This is a genomic window from Candidatus Marifrigoribacter sp. Uisw_064, assembly GCF_047730175.1.
Classification (GTDB): Bacteria; Bacteroidota; Bacteroidia; order Flavobacteriales; family Flavobacteriaceae; genus Marifrigoribacter.
In genome coordinates this window covers 460,011-480,115 of the sequence record NZ_CP159833.1, presented here as the reverse complement: position 1 = coordinate 480,115, position 20,105 = coordinate 460,011, and the positions used below count along the sequence as shown (strand labels likewise).

Sequence of the window (20,105 nt, the reverse complement as noted above, 5' to 3'; positions counted from 1 at the left end):
TTAATAAAGAATAGTTTAAGCTGATTTACCTGAAAGTTGTCTAATTTTTATATTTAAAGCAGCAAAGAATAAGGTCGTAAAAGGACTTAGCCAATTAAAGATTGCGTACACAAAATAATCGGCAACACTAACGCCTAAAACACTCGATTGATATGCACCACAAGTATTCCAAGGAATAAGAACAGAAGTAACTGTTCCTGAATCTTCTAATGTTCTACTTAAATTTTCTGGTGCAAGACCTTTATCCTCAAACGCTTTTTTAAACATTTTTCCAGGGATCACAATGGCAAGATATTGATCACTAGCAATAGCGTTTAAACCTAAACAACTAAATACGGTACTTGCAAATAATCCAAAAACAGTGGTTGCTAAAGATAATAGCGCTCTTGTGATTCTAGCTAAAGCACCAATAGCATCCATTACACCGCCAAATACCATTGCACATGCAATTAAATAGATAGTCCAAAGCATTCCTTTCATCCCACCTGCAGTAAACAAATCATTTAGTTTTTCATTGTCAGTTACAATTTCGGTATCAACAAAAATAGCATTGAAAATCGATTTCATATTAGATTCAGATAAAGTACTCAAAACATCAGATTGAAATACCATTGCAAAAACGGCAGCTAAAAGCACTCCTGTACCTAAGGCAATTAAAGGTTTTGTTTTGGTAAGGATTAAAGCAATTACCACAAGTGGTACTACAAATAACCAAGGTGTAATATTAAATGTATTATTAATAGTTTCTAAAAGGCCACTAACATCTGCATTACCAGTTGTTTCTAGATTTAAACTAATGATTGAAAATACGATTAATGTTATTATTATTGTTGGTACTGTAGTTATAGCCATATAGCGTATATGGGTAAATAAATCGGTTCCTGCCATAGCTGGTGCAAGGTTGGTTGTATCACTTAACGGAGACATTTTATCTCCAAAGTAAGCTCCAGAAATTACAGCTCCTGCGACCATTCCAAGTGAAATGCCCAAGGCTTCTCCAATACCAATTAACGCAATACCTACCGTTGCTGAGGTAGTCCACGAACTCCCTGTAGCTACCGAAATGATGGCAGCAATAACTACACATGCAGGTAAAAATATAGCAGGATTTAAAACTTGTAATCCATAATAAACCATGGCAGGAATAATACCACTTACTAGCCAAGTTCCTGCTAATGCACCCACTAAAAATAATATCATTATTGGAACAAAAACACTTTTTATATTTTCAATAACTTCTAGAAACATCACTTTTAAAGAAACTTTATTAAAAAATCCAACGATAGCAGCAACGCCACCACCCATTAATAAAATTAATTGATTGGTATACCCGCCCAACCATTCTTGCCCTTCTACAAAGAAAATATTATATGCTAACATAGCCATTAAAATAACCACAGGAATTAATGCTTCCCAGATGTTTAATTCAACGTTTTCAATTATTTTTTGATCTTCAATTTCAAATTCTGAAAGATTATTCTCTTGCATATGAGTTTTTTTGGTTTTGTAATGTTACGATTTTGAATAGAAGTTTGCAAATATCAATTTCAAACAAAATAAAAAAAATAAGGGCAATTTTTTCAATAAATTTCTAATTTCAATTAAGAAGAAAGTAAGATATATCTTATATAAATTATAAAAATAATAGTTTAAGTAAATAATTTTTTAAATGTAGAAAGAAAATAATATCTTGCTGAATAAAATTTTTTTAAAAAAACTATGAAAAAAAGACACCTTTTATTCGTTTTATTTGCAATAGTAAGTACAAGCTTATTTGCGCAAGAAACGTATTCGCCAACCGAAACAATTACAGGAACCTTTATTGGTAAAACTGCACCATTAAGAGATTTTCCTGTTATGACAGAAATTTTTGATGATACTGATGATATGATTGTGGTACCTCACCATGCAAATGTAAGTTTTGAAGAAAACACAACAACATCAGAAACTATCATTCCTAATTTACAAACAGAACCAGGATCTATAGTAGCAATGCCAATAGAACAAAACTTTATTGGAGCTTCTCAAAATGAATCTGGATTTTTACCCCCAGATCCTACAGGAGCTGTAGGTCCAAATCATTATGTACATTCAGTAAACTCATTGGTTAAAATATTTAGTAAAACAGGAACCCTTTTAGTAGGACCTGTAAATTTATCTACTTTTCTAGGAATTCCTTCAAATAATGGAGATCCAATTGTAATGTATGATCAATTAGCAGATCGTTGGTTTGTAAGTGAATTTGGTGCATTAGGAGCAGATCTTGGTTTAGCTATCGGGGTTTCTGAAACAAATGATCCAACAGGTGCTTATAATGTTTGGCAATTCGATATGGGAGCTTTTCCTGATTATCCTCATTACGGTATATGGCATGATGGTTATTATGGGACTGCAAATTATGCAGGTCTAAACAAAACAGCTGCTTTTGTTATGGAACGTGATGCAATGCTTGATGGAGCAGCATCACCTAAATTTGTATTGTTTGATTTACCAGGTGTTGTAAGTAATCCACTTGGTGTTAAAAGTGCTGAACCAGCAAACCTTTTAGGAACTGATTATGATCCTGAGTCTCCAGGATACATTACGTACCAACAAGATGATGGTTGGGCTGCGGCAATTACTTATGATCATTTAAAAATTTGGGAAATTAACATGGATTGGAATGTAGTAGGGAATTCTACTATTTCAGATCCACTTGAAATTCCTACAGATGCTTTTGATGCCGGAGAAATTTTTGGCGATGGCAATGGTGCTATTAGACAACCTAATACAAGTCGTAGACTTGCAGGACATGGAGGTATTATATCTTTTGCTGCAAATTATAGACAATTTGATACACATAATTCTTGGTTAATTACCTTCAATACTTTTATTGATGCTGCCGAGACTGGTGGAATTAGATGGATAGAATTAAGAAATGATGATAGTAACCCTTGGGAAATTTATCAAGAAGGTACCTATTCAATTGCAGATGGACATAGTCGTGTAATGAGTAGTGCTGCTATAGATGCTGAAGGAAATATTGCAATGGCATATACAACAGCAAGCGTTAATTTACCTGTTTCATTAAGATATACTGGACGTTTTGATGGAGATCCACTTGGAACAATGACAGTTGCGGAAACAATAATTATTAATGGCCCTGGTGTACGTACAAATACAAATAGATATGGAGATTATTCTCACATGACTATGGATCCAGATAACTTTACTTTTTGGTATACTGGAGATTATTTTGCGTCAAACAACTTCTGGAGAACACAAATTGCATCTTTTAGAATATTTGGACCCTTTGCTAATGACGTAGGAGTAGTTGCTATAACATCTCCTGAAGATGGAGTTTTAAGTGGCTCAGAAACTGTAGAAGTTAGTATTAGAAACTTTAGTCCAGACCCAATAACAAATGTGCCTGTTGAACTTAGAGTTGATGGAAGCCTTGTAGCTTCTGAAACATTTTCAGGAACTATAAATTCAAATGAAATAGTGACATATCAATTTTCACAATCTGTGAATTTATCTACAGCGGGTCAAACCTATGCAATTGATGCTAGAACAACTTTAGGTGGAGATGGTTATAATCCTAATAATGGATTCACAAAAGATGTGATGCATTTATTAAATAATGATGTAGGAGTAAGTTTTATTATTTCTCCTCAAACAGCATCTGATTTAGGTGCTGAAACAGTAACTATAAAAGTTAAAAATTACGGTGCTCAAACTCAATCTAATTTCAATGTACAGTATAGCTTAGATGGTGATACTCCAGTAACTCAATCTTTTACTGGTTCTGTAGCATTTGATGAAGAATCAAACTTTAGTTTTAGTCAAACGGTAGATTTAAGCGATGTTGGTTCTTATAGCTTAACTGCAAAAACATTATTATCTGGAGATCAATTTCCAGCAAATGATGAGGTTTCTGTGGTAGTTGAAAATTTATTGTGTCAACCAACTTCTAATTGCACAGTAGGACATGGATTTACATTATTTGAAGTAGGTGGAATAAATAATGCTTCAGGATGTGGAGAAGATGGATATAGCGACTTTACAAGTCAAATTGCAAATTTATCACAAGGAAGTACAAATACATTAACAATCTCTTCTGATTATGGAAATCAATACATGAGTGTATGGATTGATTTTAATGACGATATGATATTTACTGCTAATGAAGCCTTAGTTGATAACTATTTATTCGCAGCAGGTGAAGGTAGTGGAAGTTATACGGAAACAATAGATTTAGTTATTCCAGGAGACGCTGCCGTTGGAGAACACGTAATGAGAGCAAGAGCAAATGGTACTGGAACAATCACAAATGATGATGCTTGTGAAGAAATTTCTTTTGGAGAAACTGAAGATTACACAGCTAACATAGGAACTTTTGGTGTTGCAGATAATCAAATAAGTAATTCTGAATTAATTGTTACAACATTACCAAACGATAGATTTGAAGTAATTTTAAATACAGATTATACTGATGGTGTATTCTTAGCTATTTATAATGTATTAGGACAAGATGTAGGATTCACTAAAAGAGTTCCACGTATCGAAAATGCTTATAAAATGAATATAGACATGTCAAGTATGTCTAGTGGTGTATACCTTATTAGAGTTGGTGGACAAGGAACAACTTCTTTTAAAACAGCACGAATTATTGTTAAATAATTTAAAAGTTATAAAACTATTTTAAACATTATTGTTTAAAATTTTAAAAACCTGCAAATTTACATTTGCAGGTTTTTTTATTTTGTCTTTGATTAAAAGCTCTATAAAATGAATCTATAAAAGCGGAAACTATTCTAAAAGAAATAATTAGACAGTAATAGCTTCTTTTTCTAATATATTTAATTTTTGCATACAATTTAACATCACTTGGAATGTGCGTTCAATGTCATTATCTAATCCTATAGAGAACCGAATTAATCCATCACTTAGGCCCATTTCTTTTTGTTCCTCTTCTGGGATTTCACTAGATGTGGAAGATCCAGGGGCGCTAAATAAGGTTTTATAGAAGCCTAAACTCACAGCCAAATATCCTAAATTTTCATGTTGCATCAATTCCATTAATTCATTGGCTTTGTCAATGCTACCTACATCGATAGTTAACATTCCACCAAATCCGTATTCTTCATTCATCATGCTTTTAAACAATTCATGACTTGGATGAGATTCTAATCCAGGGTAGACTGTTTTTAATCCTAAGGATTCAAATCTTTCAGCTAAAAAATGTGCATTTTTACTGTGTTGTTTCATACGAATATGAAGCGTTCGCATATTCTTTAAAATAGAGGCAGCTCTCATACTATCCATTGAAGAACCTAATAACATAGAAGCGCCGTCATTTACACTACGAAGCGAATCAATAAATTCTTGTGTTCCACAAACAACACCACCCATGGTATCACTACTTCCATTTATAAACTTAGTTAAACTATGTAATACAATGTCAGCTCCTAAAACTGCAGGTGAAATAGATAGAGGAGAAAATGTGTTGTCAACTAATAACTTTAAATCATACTTTTTTGCAAGTGCAGCTAAACCTGTAATATCGGCAACTTCTAAAAGAGGGTTACTAACAGTTTCACAAAAAATAATTTTTGTGTTTTCAGTAATTGCTGCCTCAACCAAATCAAGTTTAGTAATATCTACAAATGAAGTTTGTATATTTAATTTCGGAGTGAAATTCTTTAAAAAAGCATAGGTTCCACCATATATAGTTCTACTAGAAATTACATGATCACCAGCTCCACAAATTTGTAATATAGCTGGAGTTATTGCGCCCATTCCACTAGCAGCAACATTTGCTGTCTCCGTTCCTTCCATAGCTGCTAATGCCTCCCCAAGGTATAAATTACTTGGTGTTGTGTGTCTAGAATATAGGTAGCATCCATCAGCATTTCCTTCGAAAGTATCGAACATCGTTTTAGCTGATAAAAACGTATAAGTAGATGAGTCTGATATAGAAGGATTTACTCCTCCAAATTCTCCAAAATATTGTAAATCTTGTATGTTGTTTGCTGGCTTAAATTTCATATTTTTTTGTTTATTTGAATACATCAAGATTACAATATAATAGATATAAAATCAATAGTTATTGCTTAAAATAGAAAATAAAACTATAAAAAACAATATATGTAAATAAATAATCTATACATTGCTTTAAATTAAAATTCATTTAGAAAAATTTTCAAACATGGTTTTAGATGGTATTGATAAAAAATTATTGGGCTTCCTTCAGGAAGATAGTAAACAAACAAATAAAGAGCTTTCAGCGAAGTTAAATCTATCTGTTACTGCTGTGTATGAACGCATAAAAAAGTTGGAACGTTTAGGTATTATCCAAAAGAATGTATGTTTGTTAGATAAAACGAAAGTTAATTTAAGCTTTGTTGCTTTTTGTCATATAAAGTTGATGCAACACTCTAAAGATTATGTAATTAAATTTGAAAAAGATGTAGCTAAATTAAATGAGGTATTAGAATGTTATCATATTAGTGGTGATTATGACTATTTACTTAAAGTAATTGTGAAAGACATGGAAGCCTTTAGAGAATTTATGGTAAAAAAATTAACAACAATAAGTCATATTGGAAGCACCCATAGCACTTTTATGATTAATGAAGTAAAACATACAACCGCCTTATCTTTAATATAATGAAATGAGCAGGTTAAAAACTTTATCACCCTCGGAATTATTAATAACGAACAGCATCTGACCTTTAATAAACAATAAGTATAAACACATGAAAAGTAACTATTACTTAGCAACTGAACTTTTTCTACTCTTTGTTTTACTTCCTATTAGTTTAGTGATTACTTATCCTATAGCATTAAAAGCTTCATTTATACTCATAGGATTTATTTATATTTCAATCATACTTTTAAGGGTTGAAAAAATTTCATTTAAAGTAAAAAGCAGTATTGATTGGAAGGCGTTTTGGAAACGGATACTCCTGCTTTTTTTAGGTGTTATTCTAACTACAACACTGTATGTCTTTATTATAGACTCAAATAAATTATTCTGTGTAGTACTTAATAAACCCTTATTGTGGATTGCGATTCTTGGGGTATATACCTTACTTTCTGTATGGCCACAGGAAATTATTTATCGCACTTTCTTTTTTGCTCGTTATGAGTCTCTATTTCAGAATAAAAAATTATTTATATTCATTAATGCGATCTTATTTTCTTTGGCACATTTATTTTTTAAAAATACCTTAGTCATTGTATTAACTTTTATTGGAGGTTTACTTTTTGCTTATACGTATCACAAAACAAAATCAACATTTCTTGCAAGTATGGAACATGCTTTGTATGGTAATTGGTTATTTACCGTTGGAATGGGAGAGATGCTTGCTTTTCCAGGAGCGGAAAGTTGTTAATTATAATCCAATAATGGCAGATTCGGCACAGCGTTCCCCATCCATTGCTGCTGAAACAATTCCACCTGCATAACCTCCACCTTCACCACAAGGAAAAAGACCTTCAATTTGTGGGTGCTCTAGGTTATCTTTTCTCGGGATACTTACAGGTGAAGAAGTTCGAGATTCTACACCAATAACATTAGCTTCTTCCGTATAATAACCGTTCATTTTTTTTCCAAATTCTGAAAACCCGGCACGCAATCTTCCTCCAATTAATTTTGGCAATAATGAATGTAATGGAGCCGATTTTAAACCAGGTTGATAGGAAGAGTCATTCAAACTATTTGAAAGATTTCCCGCTACGAAGTCTGTTAAACGTTGTGCTGGAGCTGTTTGCGTTCGGCCTCCTGCAGTAAAGGCTAATTTCTCTAGATTTTTTTGGTATTCTAATCCTTTTAATGCTCCAAAATGATTGTATTTTGGAAGGTCTTTATGTACATCGATTTCAACTACAATACCCGAATTTGCATACAAATTATTCCTTTTTGAAGGCGACATTCCATTGACAACAATTTCCCCATTTGTAGTAGCAGAAGGAACTATAAATCCACCTGGACACATACAAAAAGAATATACTCCACGGTCTTTTACTTGTTGTACCAAACTATAGGAAGCAGCAGGTAATAACTCATCTCTTTTTCCTTTGCAATGGTATTGTATTGAATCAATAATATGTTGCGGATGTTCTACACGAACTCCCATTGCAAATGATTTTGCTTCTAAAGCAATTTCTTTTTTATGTAATAAATAATAGATATCTCTAGCCGAATGCCCTGTGGCTAAAATAATTCGATTTACAGGGATTTCAGTTTCATCTTTTAACCTGATAGCTTTTATTTGGTTGTTTTTAATAACAAAATCGGTAACTCGACTTTCAAAATGAATTTCTCCACCATGATTTAAAATCGTTTCACGAATGTTTTGAACCACTTTTGGAAGCTTATTAGTTCCAATATGTGGATGTGCGTCTATTAAAATTTGTTCGGTAGCACCATGATATACCAAGTTTTCAAAAACACGTCTAACATCACCTCTTTTTAAACTACGGGTATACAATTTTCCGTCAGAATAGGTGCCAGCACCTCCTTCACCAAAGCAATAATTAGAATCTTCATTTACAAAATGATCTTGATTAATTGACTTTAAGTCACGACGCCTGTCCCGCACATTTTTACCTCGTTCTAACACTACAGGTTTAAATCCGAGTTCAATACAGCGCAAAGCTGCATACATTCCTGCGGGTCCAAAACCAATGATATGAACGGCTTTTGCTTTTGAAACATCTTTATACTGAAAAGAATAGGTAGAAGTTTCTGGTAATTTCTCTTTGATGTATACCGCAACCTTATAATTAAAAATAATTTTAGCTTTTCGTGCATCAATAGATTTCCGAAGTACTTTCACTCCAGAAATAGTTTTTGTATCAATCCGAAGTACATGTGCAGCTTTTTTTAGTAAAATGCCTTCATGTTTTTCTTCTGAAATTGGTACTCGAAGCTGAATCTCTTTAATCATATTGCAAAATTAGGTAAATTTATTCAAGCATAATGGTCGTAAGTGATCATTATTAAAACAGACAAATAGAAAGGGTTTTAAAATTCATAAAATGAAGAAGTTGCCAGTAACCACGGTTTTCTTTAATTTCTTATAATTCTCTGAAGTCTTATTCTGAATTCAACATACAATTAATTACATTTGTAGTCGCAAAATAAAATATACATTATGAATTCATACGATGTAGCCATTATTGGCTCAGGACCTGGAGGATATGTTGCCGCAATTCGTTGCGCACAACTAGGAATGAAAACCGCTTTAATAGAAAAGTATAATACCTTAGGTGGTACTTGCTTAAATGTAGGTTGTATTCCAAGTAAAGCTTTGTTAGATTCTTCTCATCATTACGATGATGCAGTGAAGCATTTTTCAGCACATGGTATTGAAATTCCTGGCGAAATAAAAGTAAATCTTGAAAAGATGATTGCTCGAAAAGATAAAGTAGTAGAGCAAACTACAGGAGGAATTGATTTCTTAATGAAAAAAAATAAAATTGATGTATATCATGGATTGGGTTCTTTTAAGGATGCAACTCATATAGATATTGATTTAACTGAAGGAGATTCTGAAACTATTGAAGCAAAGAATATTATTATTGCTACAGGAAGTAAGCCTTCAACATTGCCTTTTATTACCTTAGATAAAGAGCGTGTAATTACTTCAACGGAAGCTTTAAAATTAAAAGAAATCCCTAAACACATGTTAGTGATTGGTGGTGGTGTTATTGGTTTAGAATTAGGACAAGTATATAGAAGATTAGGCGCTGAGGTTTCTGTTATCGAGTATATGGACCGAATTATTCCTACCATGGATAAAGCACAAAGTAAAGAACTTACGAAGGTGTTAAAGAAACAAGGAGTGAAGTTTTTCCTTTCTCATAAAGTATCAAATGTTTCAAGAAGTGGTGATGAGGTTACTGTAACTGCAACCAATAAGAAAGATGAAGAAGTATCTTTATCTGGTGATTATTGTTTGGTTTCTGTAGGTAGAAAAGCATTTACAAGTGGATTATCAATTGAAAAAGCAGGAGTTAAAGTAAATGAAAGAGGACAAATTGATGTAAACGAACATTTACAAACAAATGTATCTAACATATATGGGATTGGAGATGTTATAAAAGGAGCGATGTTAGCACATAAAGCGGAAGAAGAAGGTGTTTTTGTTGCGGAAATAATTGCAGGTCAAAAACCACATATCGATTATAATTTAATTCCAGGTGTTGTATATACATGGCCAGAAGTTGCTTCCGTAGGTAAAACGGAAGAACAACTTATTGAAATGGGTGTTAGTTATAAAGCGGGGCAATTTCCAATGAAAGCATTAGGAAGAGCAAGAGCGAGTGGAGATACCGATGGATTTGTGAAAATTCTAAGTGATGCAACTACGGATGAAGTATTAGGAGTACATATGGTGGGAGCACGTGTAGCCGATTTAATTGCAGAAGCTGTTACAGCGATGGAATTTAGAGCTAGTGCTGAAGATATTTCTAGAATGAGTCATGCTCATCCAACCTATGCAGAAGCTATGAAAGAAGCTGCTTTAGCTGCTACAGGCAATAGACCTTTACATACTTAGTAACCTATAATATTGTTATTTATAAAGCCATCTGATAGATTCAGGTGGCTTTTTTAATACCTTTATTTTACGTTTAAATAAAATACTACTACGTTTATACAAAATACAATAGCGTTCATTTAATCATAGCTTTTTTATGAATATGTATTCTTATCTTACATGTGAAATCACTTTAAATGAAAGGCTTTTTGTTTTAAATGTAGTTGTTTTTGCAAAAACTTTATAGAGGTTAAAGTTGAGGAAGTCGTTCATTTTTAGTGATTCTTTTATCAACTTAACTTTTAGGTTATGAAAACTATTTACTTTTTAATGGCGATGTTACTTTTAAGTAGCGTAAATGTAAATGCACAGTTTGTTGACGATATGGAATATCCTGACGGTCCTCCATATGGTCCTTGGTGGGGATGTTGGGACAGAGGTTCAGATTGCCCTTTTATTGTTGGGCCAGGAGCTGGGCATGAGGGAGAATATTCTGGATATATCCCTAACGATGGTACCACAGATGTTATATTAGATCTTGGAAATAAAATTTTTGATACTTGGGGGCTTGAATTTTATATGTATGTCCCTTCTGGAGCTGAAGCCTATTGGAATTTACAAGGGGAAGTTCCTGTAAATGCTGGTGAATGGATTGTCGGTAACTTCTTTTTTAACCAAGATCTTGCTAGTCCTGGAGTTGGATTAATAGATGATACTATTTTAGGCGATGTTAATTTCAATTTTCCACACGATGAATGGTTTCGTGTTGCAATGAATTTTGATTTATTGAAAGGAGTAGGGTTTGCTACTTGGGGAATGTCTGTTGATAATGTAATTGTGATTCCTGAAGGCACATATTTCAGAAATGAAGCTGGAGAAACTCCTACAAGCCTTGGAGGAGTTGATTATTTCTCAATTACACCTTACAATGAATATTATATAGATACTTTTAACTATATAAATGATTTCTTTGTATTAGAACCTATTGCAGGAGTCAATGATAATGCTGCTTTTGAATTTTCAGTATATCCAAATCCTTCAGATAATGTTATTACAATTGTTTCAGAAAGTAACATAGATGAAGTTAATATATATTCATTACAAGGAATTCTTATTAAAAATGTTTCAGAATTAAGCGAAATTGATGTATCACATTTATCAAGTGGGCTCTATTTTATAGAAGTACTTTATGAAAAAGAAAAAAGTGTGCAAAAATTTATTAGGAAATAATTATTTTCTAATATAATAGGGGAAAAGTGCTTCATTAGTTTGGGGCACTTTTTTTAATTATATCCTAATATTTAGGAGGGCTTTTCAGATTACAATATATTTACTCAAAAATTATTATTTTCTATTAATTAATGAGGGTTAAAAATAAATATAAGATTTCCTTAACCGATAGTTTTAAGCAACAACTATTAAGCTGGGCACAACAATTTAATGAGGTGATTTGGTTGGACTCAAATCATGATAATGTTATCTTGAATAACAAGTATTCTAAGTATAAAGCCATACTTGCAGTTGATGCTATAACTTCAATAAAAACAGATGTATTTAATGCCTTTGAAAAGCTTGAAGAATACCAACAAACAACAAAAGATTGGTTGTTTGGATATTTAACCTACGATCTTAAAAATGATATTGAAAATTTAAGATCAACAAATTTTGATGGCTTGCATTTTCCAGATTTGCTCTTTTTTCAACCAAAGAAACTGTTTTTATTTACGGAAGAGGAAGTAGAGATTTTGTATTTAAACTTTGTTGCAGATGAGATTGAAGAAGATTGGAAGGATATTTTAAACACTAATTCAAATCAAAATTATTCAGAAGAAAATTCATCAATAAAAATACAGTTACGCACCTCAAAAGATTCATATTTCGAGAAATTAGATCAGATAATGAATCATATTCAAAGAGGCGATATTTATGAAGCTAATTTTTGTCAAGAGTTTTATTCAGAAAATGTAAGCTTAGATCCTTTAAAAACATATGTACATTTAAATGAATTATCGAAACCGCCATTTGCAACCTATTTAAAATTTGATGATCATTTCGCAATGTCAGCTTCACCTGAGCGCTATATCAGTAAATGGGGCTCTAAAGTGATTTCTCAACCCATAAAAGGAACCGCAAAAAGAGATGCAGATTTAGTAGAAGATGAATTGTTAAAAGATAGATTAAGTAAAGATCCAAAAGAGCGGAGTGAAAATATTATGATTACAGATTTGGTCAGAAATGATTTGTCGCGTTTTGCGAACAAAGGAAGTGTACAGGTTGAAGAATTATGTAAAGTATACACCTTTGAACAAGTTCATCAAATGATTTCTACGATAAGCTGTGAGGTTTCTTCTGAATTATCACCAGTAAAAATAATTAAGGAAACTTTTCCAATGGGGAGTATGACTGGGGCTCCAAAGATTTCTGCAATGAAAATTATGGAAGAACAAGAAGATGCTAAACGAGGCCTCTATAGTGGAGCTATTGGTTATTTTACTCCAGAAGGCAATTTCGATTTTAATGTTATTATTAGGTCTATTCTATATAATGCAGCGCATAAATATGTAAGTTATTCAGTAGGAGGCGCAATTACTGCGAAATCTATTCCTGAAAACGAATATGAAGAATGTTTGCTAAAAGCTAAAGCAATGCGAGAAGTTTTAGAACGTTGAAATGAGCATGCTAACTATTTATTGCCAAATGAAATAGGTGAATAGAGAACAACATGCCTGTGCTGAGCTTGACGAAGTATGAATTATGAAATCAATAAATATGAACATAAGATATTATAATTTTATATCCGCTTAATGTATATTTGACTATGCTTCACGAATTCAATAAACATATCATTAAAGATTTCCCTTTTTTAGAAGGAAAAAAATTACTCATTGCATGCAGTGGGGGCTTAGATAGTGTGGTGCTGTCTCGACTCATGAAAGAGCTAAATTATAATATATCATTAGCACATTGTAATTTCTCACTTCGAGGTTTAGAAAGCGATGAAGACGAAACTTTTGTGAATCAATTGGCAGATAAATTATCAATTCCAATTTTCATTAAAACGTTTGAAACAAAAAAATATGCTGCTGAACATAAAGTTTCAACCCAAGTAGCAGCTAGAAATTTACGATATCACTGGTTTAATGAGTTAAAAGATGAAAATTTATATGATTATATTTTAACGGGTCATCACCTTGATGACGATTTAGAAACATTTTTCATTAATTTATCTAGAGGGACAGGAATCAGAGGTTTAGATGGTATTCCGTCTATCATTAATTCAATTGTAAGGCCGCTATTAAATTTTTCTAGAGAAGAAATCCTTCAATTTGCAGAGCGTAAAAATTTAAATTGGAGAGAAGATAGTAGTAATGCAAGTAGAGATTATTTAAGAAATAAATTACGATTAGATGTTATACCAAACTATAAAGAAATCGACAGTAGGGTTTTAAATAATTTTAAAACAACACAGAAAAATTTAAGAATGAGTCAAAATCTGATAGATGATTATATGACTCTAATCAAAAATTTAGTGATTACTCAAGTAAATAATGAATATCATTTTAATGTGAATCAACTTAAAAGCCTGCCAAATACTGATGGTTTGTTGTATGAATTATTATTCCCATTTGGTTTTAATGCTTGGAATGATATTTCAGAATTATTATCTGCTCAAACAGGAAAGCAAATTTTTTCAAAAACACATCGTTTAATAAAAAATCGGGAAGTATTAATTCTTGCTGAAATTAATTTAGAGGAAATTAGTGAAGTTGTTGTGAAGGAAGGAACAGAAGAGATTTATTTTCCATTTCATCTTGTTTTTAGTAAGGTAAATAAGATAATAGAGACTCATGAAAACACCGTTTATTTAGATAGAGATAAGATTAGTTTTCCTTTAGAATTAAGACATTGGAAAGAAGGTGATGCTTTTTACCCCTTCGGAATGAAAGGAAAAAAGAAATTGAGTAAGCTTTTTAAAGATGAAAAGTTATCTTTGGTCGCTAAAGAAAAAATTTGGTTGTTATGTAGTGAAAATGAAATCGTTTGGGTGGTTGGAATGCGCTTAGATGATCGATTTAAAACAGACGATAATACCAATGAAATATTAAAAATTGCTTTATTAGAAAATTAACATGAAAAAAATATTTCTACTAATTTGTTTATTGGGAAATGTGTTTTTATCCTCAGCACAGGGTTTGACCACATTAAGTCTAGAAGAAAAATCTCAACTTAAAAACCCAGTTTCTTGGGAAGGTGCAATTAATAATATTGAAGGAAATTCCTATGAATTATCACTTTCAGCAGAAATCGAAAAAGATTGGCACATATATTCTCAACACACCCCAAATGAAGGTGGAATGGGCCCAATCCCTTTTTATATAGAGTTTAAAAAAGCAGATGAAGAATTTATATTAGATGGGGTTTTAGAAGAAAGTGAAACTCATCGTAAGTACAGTAAAACTTGGGGTTTTGATGAAATATTCTTTAAGGATGAAGGAAAAGTTTGGCAAGTTGTTAAGTTAAATAATCCAGCTCCTAAAGTAATTAAAGCCATACTTTATTATCAGGTTTGTAAAGAGGTCTGTTTAAATGAAGAATACTATGTGGTTTTTGATATAGCAAATAATAGAGTAAAATTTATAGACAACTACGATGATTTTGATGCCTATACAGGAGTTGTAGATCCAGCAAATTCGGGTAAAGTAGATAATAGTGAAGTTGAGGAATCCGAAAAAGAAACCAAATCAAAAGGGCTTTGGACTATTTTCTTTATTGCTTTTCTCTCTGGATTTGCAGCATTGTTGACACCTTGTGTGTTTCCAATGATTCCACTTACTGTTAGCTTTTTTACCAAACAAAGTAAAAGCAAATCTCAAGGGATTAGAAATGCTATTTTTTATGGAATCTTTATCATTGTAATATATGTATTATTAGGATCTGTTATAACGGGTGTTTTTGGAGCAGATTCACTAAATGCCTTGTCAACTAATGTCTGGTTTAATATTATATTTTTCATACTACTTGTTGTTTTTGCAGTATCCTTTATGGGGGCTTTTGAAATTACGTTGCCGCAATCTTGGGCAAATAAAGTAGATAGTCAAGCAAATAGAGGAGGACTTATAGGGATCTTTTTTATGGCATTAGCATTAGCAATTGTATCATTTTCTTGCACAGGTCCTATTGTAGGTACCTTATTAGTTGAATCTGCTTCAAAAGGTGGAATTGCTCCTATAATAGGGATGTTTGGGTTTTCATTAGCAATAGCACTTCCATTTGCATTATTTGCAATGTTCCCTGGTTGGATGAATTCTTTACCTAAAAGTGGTGGATGGCTAAATACTGTAAAAGTATTTCTAGGGTTTTTAGAATTAGCATTAGCTTTCAAATTTTTATCGAACGCAGATCTTGTATTACAATTACATTGGTTTGAAAGAGAAGTGTTTTTAGCAATATGGATTGCTGTATTTGGAGTTTTAGCATTGTATCTCTTCGGAAAAATAAAATTACCACATGATAGTGATGACAATAGAATCTCTGTAGGTAGGTTATGTATGGGGCTTGTTGTATTGACATTTACAGTGTATTTAATTCCTGGCTTATGGGGAGCACCATTAAAATTAATTAGCGGTTTTCCGCCACCAATGCATTATAGCGAATCACCCTATGGAGTTGGTTTCACAAAAACAGGAGGGTCAAGTAGTGTAGATTTTGAAATTCCAGATGGAGCAAAATTATTGCCAAATGGTATTGTTGCCTTTGATAATTATTTTACAGGCATAGAATATGCAAAGAATGTGAAAAAACCAGTATTGATTGACTTTACTGGACACGCTTGTGTTAATTGTAGAAAAATGGAAGACAATGTTTGGGTAAATCCAAAGGTTTTAAAAATGCTGCAAAAAGACGTTGTTTTAATTTCCCTATATGTTGATGACAAAAGAAAATTACCTGAAGAGGAACAATACACAAGTGAAACTACAGGGAAAAGAATTAGAAGTATAGGAAACAAATGGAGTGACTTTCAAATTTCTCGTTATAAAGCCAATGCACAACCTTACTATGTACTAATAGATTTAGATGAAAATAACCTTATAGATCCAGTTGGGTATACTCCAAATGTAGAAGAGTATACTAAATGGTTGAAATCAGGTATAGAAAGTTATAAATAAAAAAATGTCCTACTAAAGAAGAGTAGGACATTTTATTCAAATCTTAAGTTAATTTATCTAAAACTATAATAAAAAAACTTAAATTGAAATAGAACTTTTTATCCCCACAAAAAAAACTATTTCAAATAAATTAACAACAACAAATATACATTTGAAAATAACAGTAAGCTATACGTATAAATACGTATAATTAAGTGTTTATACGTAATTATTAATAGATATAAAACTTCTTTTACAGTATGTGTGTAAACTTCTCGTGTTTTCTTAACACTGTTCTTAAATTAATTAAAGGTGTCTTAAATCTATACCAGACTCATGTAGATGGATTGCGAAACAATATCTTCGTTTATATATGCTGAAAACATATTGATAAACAACTGATTGCTTTTTATTCTAAAAGAAAGATATGATTTATCATGAAATTTAATATTGTATAGGCTTTTTGCTCTATTATTTTTAACCATACAATCTTTGTATATTGCATGTATGATTAAAGAATTTTCAATTTATATAAAAAACATATTTCAAATATTGTTTTTAATTATGGCTGTAATGTTTGGTAACATTTATGCTCAAGAACTACCTCCAATTGAAAATTTCACGCCTGAAATTTACGATGCTGATAACCAAAATTGGGCAATATCACAATCATTAGATAAGTTTATATATGTAGCCAATAGTAAAGGCCTTTTAGAATATAATGGAGCTGAATGGCAGTTGTATGATTCACCCAACCAAACTATAATGCGATCGGTTCATGTTGTTGGTGATAGAATTTATACAGGCTGTTATATGGAGTTTGGTTATTGGGTAAAAGATGATTTTGGTCAGCTTATTTATAACTCGCTTTCAAAAGATGTATCTAATTTAAAAGAAGATGAGCATTTTTGGAAAATTGTAAATATTAAACAATGGGTTTTATTCCAGTCTTTAGATAGAATTTATGTTTATGATACAAAAACAGAGACATTCAATATTATCCAATCAAAAACATCAATTACTAAAATGTATAATATTGATGAAGACGTCTATTTTCAAGAGTTTGACAGAGGCGTATTCAAGATAGAAAATGGATTGGCTGTACACGTAATAAATGACCCACAAATAAATACTGCTCGCATCGTTAATATGTTTAACCATGAATCTGGTATTTTACTATTAACGGCTAAAAAAGGCTTTTTCTTGTATAGCAATAATGAATTAAGTCAATGGAATATTAATGCTAATCAAGAGTTAACAGCCTCTACCATTTATAGTGCTAAAAAATTAAATGATTCAAATATTTTGATTGGAACCATATCAAATGGCATCGTTATGTTAGATTCAAATGGAGATTTTATATATGATATTAATCAACAAAAAGGATTACAAAACAATACGGTATTGTCAGTTTTTCAGGACATAGATAAAAACATATGGTTAGGATTAGATAATGGAATAGATTTTATTAATAGCTATTCACCCTACAAAATTTATTACGATTCTTCAGGAAAATTAGGAACGGTATATGCATCTACAATTTATAATGATCAAATTTATTTAGGAACAAATCAAGGGCTATTTTATAAGCCAGTTATTAGTAATGACGAATTTAAACTCATAAACGGATCCAATGGTCAAGTCTGGAGTTTAACCGAAATTAATGGTGAACTATTTTGTGGTCATGATAACGGAACTTATATTATTAAAAATAACGAAGCAATACATATAGCGAAAGTTCAAGGTACATGGATTGTAAAATCAATTCCGAATAGACCAAATTTGATTCTTCAAGGGAATTATGATGGTCTTAATATTTTGGAAAAAAAAGACAGTCAATGGGTACTAAGAAACAGCATAGCTGGATTTGATATTTCATCTAGGTACTTTGAGTTTTTTGATGAGAAAACCATATTTGCTAGTCACGAATATAAAGGTGTTTTTAAAATTCAATTTGATGATGCCTACACTAAAGTGATAAAGCTTGATAAACAAGTTGAGTTTGAAAAAGGTCTTAATTCAAGTTTGTTGAAATATTATGGGCAAATTTATTATGCAAATAATACGGGTGTTTATAAATATACGGCACAACAAAACACCTTCATTAAAGATTCCATAGTATCACAACTATATGATAATATAGAGTATGTGTCAGGAAAATTAATATATGATCAATCGAATAAGCTGTGGAGTTTTACTAAAAATAATTTATCCTATTTAGATTCAGGCTCTTTAAGTGATACTCCAGAATTAATTAAAATTGCCTTGCCGGATAATCAAATTAATAGCATGAATGGTTATGAGAATATAACACATTTGTTTGACGATGAGTACCTAATTGGAACGTCTAATGGCTATATCATAATTGATATTTCACAATTTAAATCAAAAGATTATTTCATTTCAATTAATACCATAAAGGCGGGAAATTTAGGTTTAGATCTTAAATGGGTTAATAAAAGAGAAGAAGGTAATTTTGATAACAAAACCAATAATTTTTATGTATCATATAGCATTCCAGAGTATTTTAAATATTCAGAAAAAAGATATCAATATCAGCTTGAAGGATATCAAACTAATTGGAGTGATTGGTCTACAGGTCATTCACATCTCTTTGAAAATTTACCTCAAGGGAGTTATACGTTTAAAGTAAGAGGTCAAATAGGTAATTCAGAAACAAACAATACAGCTGAGTATTCGTTTACGATTGAAAAACCGTGGTATTTGAGTAATATCTTTATCTTATTATATGTGGTTGCCGGATTATTGATGATAATAATAATTCATTTAGTGTATAGAAGTTATTACAAGAAGCAACGAAAAAAATTACTAAGGCAAACACAAAGGGATTTAGAATTGAAGGAGCTTGAGAATGAACAGCAGCATGTCAATTTTAAAAACGATACCTTACTTCTAGATATAGAAAATAAGAATAGAGAATTAGCGATTTCTACAATGAGTCTAATCAAAAAGAATGAATTCTTAAGTAATATTAAAGAAAAGCTTAAAAAAATTGACTCGGATAAAGATTTAAATACGGTTATTAAAATCATTGATAAAAATATAAATAATACGAATGATTGGGAGCTTTTTGAAGAAGCATTTAATAATGCTGATAAAGATTTTCTTAAAAAGATTAAGTCAAAACATACATCACTAACCTCAAATGACTTAAGACTTTGTGCTTATTTAAGGCTTAATTTATCTTCAAAGGAAATAGCGCCATTACTGAACATATCAGTTAGAAGTGTCGAAGTGAAACGATATCGCTTGCGAAAAAAAATGAACTTAGAGCACGAAACTAGCCTTACAGGGTACATACTTGAATTATAGGAGCCACAAAAAGAGAGTATTTTAACTATACATTACCACAACATATAGGTGATAAGTCATTCTTTCGGTTAATTATTTAAACCTAGTTTAATCCATA

At 31.5% G+C, this 20,105-nt stretch carries 12 protein-coding genes; 9 read left to right on the top strand and 3 right to left on the bottom strand.

The genetic code is table 11. From position 1 onward, the window contains the following. Positions 1 to 15: 15 nt before the first annotated feature. Positions 16 to 1,488 carry a Na+/H+ antiporter NhaC gene (gene nhaC / locus ABXT64_RS02160; protein WP_443633747.1) on the bottom strand — a complete coding sequence of 491 codons (1,473 nt, stop codon included), beginning with the start codon at positions 1,486 to 1,488 and terminating at the stop codon, positions 16 to 18. A gap of 231 nt (positions 1,489 to 1,719) precedes the next feature. Here nhaC and ABXT64_RS02155 point away from each other — a divergent pair, with 231 nt between their 5' ends. Next, positions 1,720 to 4,662, top strand: coding sequence for a GEVED domain-containing protein (locus tag ABXT64_RS02155; RefSeq protein WP_443633746.1), 2,943 nt, complete (start codon positions 1,720 to 1,722; stop codon positions 4,660 to 4,662). Positions 4,663 to 4,809: 147 nt separating this feature from the next. Here the strand turns inward: ABXT64_RS02155 and ABXT64_RS02150 are convergent, their stop codons facing one another. After that, positions 4,810 to 6,030 carry an aminotransferase class I/II-fold pyridoxal phosphate-dependent enzyme gene (locus ABXT64_RS02150; RefSeq protein ID WP_443633745.1) on the bottom strand — a complete coding sequence of 407 codons (1,221 nt, stop codon included), beginning with the start codon at positions 6,028 to 6,030 and terminating at the stop codon, positions 4,810 to 4,812. A gap of 160 nt (positions 6,031 to 6,190) precedes the next feature. Between ABXT64_RS02150 and ABXT64_RS02145 the strand changes: the two genes are divergently transcribed. Continuing rightward, positions 6,191 to 6,652 carry an Lrp/AsnC family transcriptional regulator gene (locus tag ABXT64_RS02145; protein WP_443633744.1) on the top strand — a complete coding sequence of 154 codons (462 nt, stop codon included), beginning with the start codon at positions 6,191 to 6,193 and terminating at the stop codon, positions 6,650 to 6,652. An 88-nt stretch (positions 6,653 to 6,740) separates the two neighbouring features. After that, complete coding sequence (locus tag ABXT64_RS02140; RefSeq protein ID WP_443633743.1) at positions 6,741 to 7,379, top strand: CPBP family intramembrane glutamic endopeptidase; 639 nt, start codon at positions 6,741 to 6,743, stop codon at positions 7,377 to 7,379. Here ABXT64_RS02140 and ABXT64_RS02135 read toward each other — a convergent pair whose 3' ends face one another. After that, entirely contained in the window at positions 7,380 to 8,936 is a 1,557-nt protein-coding gene (locus tag ABXT64_RS02135; RefSeq protein ID WP_443633742.1) for an NAD(P)/FAD-dependent oxidoreductase, read from the bottom strand. A 207-nt stretch (positions 8,937 to 9,143) separates the two neighbouring features. On the opposite strand from ABXT64_RS02135, the gene lpdA reads away from it, so the two are divergent. From lpdA to ABXT64_RS02105, 6 genes are all read left to right on the top strand, one after another. Beyond that, on the top strand, positions 9,144 to 10,550 hold the full coding sequence (gene lpdA, locus ABXT64_RS02130; RefSeq protein WP_443633741.1) for a dihydrolipoyl dehydrogenase: 1,407 nt from the start codon (positions 9,144 to 9,146) through the stop codon (positions 10,548 to 10,550). 288 nt (positions 10,551 to 10,838) lie between these two features. Then, entirely contained in the window at positions 10,839 to 11,759 is a 921-nt protein-coding gene (locus ABXT64_RS02125) for a T9SS type A sorting domain-containing protein (RefSeq protein WP_443633740.1), read from the top strand. A gap of 131 nt (positions 11,760 to 11,890) precedes the next feature. Further along, positions 11,891 to 13,198, top strand: coding sequence for an anthranilate synthase component I family protein (locus ABXT64_RS02120; protein WP_443633739.1), 1,308 nt, complete (start codon positions 11,891 to 11,893; stop codon positions 13,196 to 13,198). A 149-nt stretch (positions 13,199 to 13,347) separates the two neighbouring features. Continuing rightward, a complete protein-coding gene (gene tilS, locus ABXT64_RS02115; RefSeq protein ID WP_443633738.1) occupies positions 13,348 to 14,658 on the top strand; it encodes a tRNA lysidine(34) synthetase TilS in 1,311 nt (436 codons plus the stop codon). A 1-nt stretch (position 14,659) separates the two neighbouring features. Further along, positions 14,660 to 16,696, top strand: a complete 2,037-nt coding sequence (locus ABXT64_RS02110; protein ID WP_443633737.1) for a cytochrome c biogenesis protein CcdA — start codon at positions 14,660 to 14,662, stop codon at positions 16,694 to 16,696. 486 nt (positions 16,697 to 17,182) lie between these two features. Further along, a complete protein-coding gene (locus tag ABXT64_RS02105) occupies positions 17,183 to 20,008 on the top strand; it encodes a triple tyrosine motif-containing protein (protein ID WP_443633736.1) in 2,826 nt (941 codons plus the stop codon). The last annotated feature ends 97 nt before the right edge of the window (positions 20,009 to 20,105 follow it).

Excerpts from the sequence above, each read along its gene's own strand:
- nhaC (WP_443633747.1), bottom strand. The coding sequence starts at position 1,488 with ATGCAAGAGAATAATCTTTCAGAATTTGAAATTGAAGATCAAAAAATA.
- ABXT64_RS02150 (WP_443633745.1), bottom strand. The coding sequence starts at position 6,030 with ATGAAATTTAAGCCAGCAAACAACATACAAGATTTACAATATTTTGGA.
- ABXT64_RS02110 (WP_443633737.1), top strand. The coding sequence starts at position 14,660 with ATGAAAAAAATATTTCTACTAATTTGTTTATTGGGAAATGTGTTTTTA.
- ABXT64_RS02105 (WP_443633736.1), top strand. The coding sequence starts at position 17,183 with ATGATTAAAGAATTTTCAATTTATATAAAAAACATATTTCAAATATTG.
- tilS (WP_443633738.1), top strand. The coding sequence starts at position 13,348 with ATGCTTCACGAATTCAATAAACATATCATTAAAGATTTCCCTTTTTTA.
- lpdA (WP_443633741.1), top strand. The coding sequence starts at position 9,144 with ATGAATTCATACGATGTAGCCATTATTGGCTCAGGACCTGGAGGATAT.
- ABXT64_RS02120 (WP_443633739.1), top strand. The coding sequence starts at position 11,891 with ATGAGGGTTAAAAATAAATATAAGATTTCCTTAACCGATAGTTTTAAG.
- ABXT64_RS02140 (WP_443633743.1), top strand. The coding sequence starts at position 6,741 with ATGAAAAGTAACTATTACTTAGCAACTGAACTTTTTCTACTCTTTGTT.
- ABXT64_RS02145 (WP_443633744.1), top strand. The coding sequence starts at position 6,191 with ATGGTTTTAGATGGTATTGATAAAAAATTATTGGGCTTCCTTCAGGAA.
- ABXT64_RS02155 (WP_443633746.1), top strand. The coding sequence starts at position 1,720 with ATGAAAAAAAGACACCTTTTATTCGTTTTATTTGCAATAGTAAGTACA.
- ABXT64_RS02125 (WP_443633740.1), top strand. The coding sequence starts at position 10,839 with ATGAAAACTATTTACTTTTTAATGGCGATGTTACTTTTAAGTAGCGTA.
- ABXT64_RS02135 (WP_443633742.1), bottom strand. The coding sequence starts at position 8,936 with ATGATTAAAGAGATTCAGCTTCGAGTACCAATTTCAGAAGAAAAACAT.